General features: G+C 44.7%; 4 protein-coding genes. All 4 read right to left on the bottom strand.

Annotated elements, in window-relative coordinates:
- Positions 1-213 precede the first annotated feature (213 nt).
- A complete protein-coding gene (locus HMPREF3014_RS34480) occupies positions 214-444 on the bottom strand; it encodes a hypothetical protein (protein WP_115456378.1) in 231 nt (76 codons plus the stop codon).
- Between the two features lie 558 nt (positions 445-1,002).
- Complete coding sequence (locus tag HMPREF3014_RS33895) at positions 1,003-1,572, bottom strand: HEAT repeat domain-containing protein (RefSeq protein ID WP_071535050.1); 570 nt, start codon at positions 1,570-1,572, stop codon at positions 1,003-1,005.
- 381 nt (positions 1,573-1,953) lie between these two features.
- On the bottom strand, positions 1,954-2,406 hold the full coding sequence (locus HMPREF3014_RS24345) for a hypothetical protein (protein WP_023087129.1): 453 nt from the start codon (positions 2,404-2,406) through the stop codon (positions 1,954-1,956).
- A 10-nt stretch (positions 2,407-2,416) separates the two neighbouring features.
- The coding region (locus tag HMPREF3014_RS33890) for an RHS repeat-associated core domain-containing protein (protein WP_305884748.1) at positions 2,417-2,896 on the bottom strand (480 nt) is incomplete at its 5' end.

The following is a 2,896-nucleotide window of genomic DNA, read 5'->3' as shown; positions in this document are numbered from 1 at the left end:
GAGTTATTTGCTTTGAGTAGTTCAGCGTGGGCACAGTCGCTGAAATTAGAGTAGTAAAAATAAATCCGACCCCTTTTTCTCAGACCCCTTTTTCTCAAGGCAATCGGCTAAATCGGGGAGGAAAAAGCCCAGCGCAGGGCTGGGCTTATACCTTCTGGAAAGTCAGGTGACCTAAATAAATTTGCCCCCTTCCCCTTTATATTTCCAGCAAGACTAGCTGATCTCTTTTCTGGAAATAAATCTAACTGGATCTTCAGTTTCAGATTGCGGCCAGAATACTAATCCAAATGGTTCCGCCTCAATTGAAATACCAGCCTCATCAAGCCCCCAGTTTAGTGCATCTTCAGGGGTTTCTATAATCGCATATACCACGCCCAGCGTTTTGCCGGACTCAATCAACACTAAGTCCCCTAGCTCGACTGTTTCTCCGGTTAAATACTTCATGCGTCACCTTAGTCTGCAAATGGCTCTATAGGTATCATGTCGGGGGTTAGCTCGTGTGGCTTCAATACATAATTTTGCTTTACCCACTGACACTTACACGGCCTTGGAGCGCCCCTCGGCGCTTGTTTGGCGACAAAGATATTGTGGTGAGAGCCGTATACACCATGTTGCATCTCGTCATCAGGTATTACATCTAGCGGTCTGTATAAAGCATAAAGGGGAAAAGCATAAAGGGGACAGATTTATTTTCTCTACTCTAATCTTCCTAGCATGGAGGCTCCAGAGCAGATGCCGTAAAGGAACTTCGCGATGCCTAGGCAAGGACTCATGGTTTAGCGAGTTATTTGCTTTGAGTAGTTCAGCGTGGGCGCAGTCGCTGAAATTGGAGTAGTAAAAATAAATCTGCCCCCTTTTCTCTCGCCCCTTTTCTCTCGGTATCAGAGAAACTCACCTGCCTCATCGGGAAGCAGGGTAACGGGATCGGTACATTTCACCTGATTCGGGAAATCCTCAACAGAGTCCTCAACGTGCATTTTACATCCATCATTCAATATTTCATTATTTATTTTTTTTGGCCTCAAGAATTTCAAGCCCAAGCTCGGCATATTCGCCGACTCCTTCTTGAGCCAAAAGCTTTTCAAGTAAAATTCGAACTTCTTTTCCTCCAGAAGAGTTACCTAGTGCATATGCTGCACATGCCCTGACACTTTCATTACTGTCAGAGCAAAGCTTAATTAAGCATTTCTCTACATTGAGAGGCATACTTTCATAGCACAAATGGCAAAATGCAGCAGCAGTGGCTGATCGAACCCCCGCATCCTCATCATCTGCAAGCGATAATAGGGTCGGAAGCGATTCATCCTTAAAGGGCATTTTAGGTGTTCCAATTTGCCCAAGAATGAAAGCTGCAATCTCCCGAGTCTCGGGATTCTCGTTTCCAGATAGATGCTGAACTTTCTCAAATATGTCACGCCCCCCTCTCATCTGTAGCTCTCGAGCTGCGGCGGTTCTAACAATAGCATCCTGCTCACTTAGCAGACCAAGAAGAGCATTATCTGTCCATCTTTTAAGTGAGTCTGCAACGAGCAGCCTAAGTATTGAGGATGACTCGTCAAGGTCGTCAATCATTTCGTACTCCACTATTTAAGTTTAACGACCATGCCTACTTCTACGACATCCCCAGCATAAAGGGGACAGATTTATTTTCTCTACTCTAATCTTCCTAGCATAGAGGCTCCAGAGCAGATACCGTAAAGGAACTTCGCGATGCCTAGGCAAGGGCGCATGGTTTAGCGAGTTATTTGCTTTGAGTAGTTCAGCGTGGGCGCAGTCGCTGGAATTAGAGTAGTAAAAATAAATCTGTCTCCTTTTCTCTGGCGGTGCGATTATTCGCCCTACTTCGTAGCGGGGCGTGAGAAACCGAAGGAACTGAAGAAGGACGGCTTCTGGTTTATATGGGAAATAAATATTTCCATTTTTCCGTACTTTTCCCTTTCTCTATTGTTTTATTTACTGATTGCTAGGGTTTGGTTGATTAAGTTTTTTATTGAACTGCACGTGTAGATCGAGAAGATATTCGTCCTTGGGATAGTCTTTCAGGTCGCTCTCGAATTTCTCTAACCAGTACAGGGCAAAGGATTTTTTTTCTGGCAATTCTAGATAGACTTCTATGATGGAACTGCTGATAAATGCCTTGTTTTTTTTGTCCTGAATTTCGTCAGCCGTTATATATGCCTCTTTGAGTAAAGATAGCCGCTCGTCAGTAGAGTCGATATAGTCCGCTTTTGTGCTTAGTATGGTTGGAAGGCGGCCATATTTTTTCTCCAATCTATCTAGCTGGGAAAGTATCTTTTTTTGAGCAAAGCGAGCATCTATCTCCCTGCCTGTCAACTCGGCAATCTCCTCTGCAGAAATGATAATGCTTTCCCAGTCGCTATCTGTTATTCCGTCACTGGTGGTCATATGGCGATCCTTATAGCTGGCCAAGATCTATAATTTCTGGTCGGTCCGGGGAACTTAAACTGGACATAGGGGGTAAGGGAGGCGAAGTTTCTCCTTCTTTGCACCAAACTATAGCGGGAGGTGGAGTAAATATTTTGCAGGCCGGTTCCTCAGGATGGGATTCACATAGATTTTCCAGGATGTCCTCTATAACACCATGCGGGGTTAGGCTTTTAGTACGTTTAATTACTTTCAGTAGTCCCTTGAGTGCTTTTGCATGTGCGTTTTTCCCATTGGTTTCGGCCTCTCTGATTGCTTCTTGTATCTTGGCAGGGTCAGAGTTCTTGTTAAAGTCGCCCACTGTCATTGGGCTTGATTTGTTTGCATGCTTTCCATTGGTTTTTGAATGCCCCCATTCATCTACATAGGCAAGGGGGTTTCCTTCGACATATACATATGTATTAAGTCCTCCTGCCAACCCAATCGGATCACTCTCCACATACCGCCCAGT

The organism is Pseudomonas sp. HMSC065H01 (genome assembly GCF_001815235.1).
In the GTDB taxonomy this organism is placed as follows: Bacteria; Pseudomonadota; Gammaproteobacteria; order Pseudomonadales; family Pseudomonadaceae; genus Pseudomonas; species Pseudomonas aeruginosa.
This window is presented reverse-complemented; position numbering and strand designations above follow the sequence as displayed.